This is a genomic window from Bacillus sp. LR--39, assembly GCF_053613335.1.
The window spans coordinates 1-1,004 of the sequence record NZ_JBSIOT010000388.1 but is presented as its reverse complement, the minus strand read 5'-3'; the positions used below and the strand labels follow the sequence as shown (position 1 = coordinate 1,004).

Below are 1,004 nucleotides of genomic sequence, written 5' to 3'. Positions count from 1 at the left end.
GCGGCACGGTCGGTCGGTCTTAGCGCGCATGTCATTGAACAGCATGAAGACAACAGGCTGTTCCGCCCGAGAGTTCACTATACGGGACCGCGTCATCTTCATCCATAATTCGCTTTGATTCAGAAAGAAGGGAGATAGATGTTATGAAAACTGAAAGTCAAACGCTCCAAAACTGTGATCAATTGCTGGAAGAGATCGCCGACTATACGGTAAATGCCAAGATTTCAAGCGAAGAAGCGATTGAAACCGCCCGTTACGTCTTAATGGATACACTGGGCTGCGGAATATTGGCGCTCAAATATCCGGAATGCGCCAAGCATCTCGGCCCGATTGCCCCGGGTACCGTCGTCCCGAACGGCACCCGCGTCCCGGGAACGCAATTTGAGCTTGATCCTGTTCACGGCGCCTTTAATATCGGCTGCATGATCCGCTGGCTCGATTATAACGACACATGGCTTGCGGCCGAATGGGGCCATCCGTCAGATAACCTCGGAGCGATTTTAGCCTGCGCCGACTATGTCAGCAGGCAGCTGCTCGCGGCGGGCAAGGAACCGCTCACGATTAACGATGTCCTGACGGCAATTGTTAAGGCTCATGAAATCCAAGGCGTCCTTGCTCTCGACAACAGCTTAAACAGAAACGGGCTTGACCATGTGCTATTCGTAAAAGTCGCCTCCACTGCTGTGGCATGCTCACTATTGGGGGGCACAAAACAGGATGTTATCAATGCCGTCTCCCAGGCCTGGGTCGATAATTCAAGCCTGCGGACGTACCGCCATGCTCCGAATACCGGCTCGCGTAAGTCCTGGGCAGCCGGTGATGCGACTAGCCGCGGCGTGAGGCTCGCGATGATGACCTTGAAAGGCGAAATGGGATATAAAACCGCTTTGTCTGCTCCAATGTGGGGTTTTCAGGATGTCTTATTCGGAGGAAAAGAATTGACGCTCGCCAGACCGCTCGACTCTTATGTCATCGAAAATGTCCTTTTTAAAATTTCGTATCCG

At 52.6% G+C, this 1,004-nt stretch carries 2 protein-coding genes; both read left to right on the top strand.

From position 1 onward, the window contains the following. The coding region (locus ACWHAR_RS23455) for a hypothetical protein (protein WP_452087997.1) at positions 1-108 on the top strand (108 nt) is incomplete at its 5' end. Between the two features lie 35 nt (positions 109-143). Further along, the coding region (gene prpD, locus ACWHAR_RS23450) for a 2-methylcitrate dehydratase (protein WP_452087996.1) at positions 144-1,004 on the top strand (861 nt) is incomplete at its 3' end.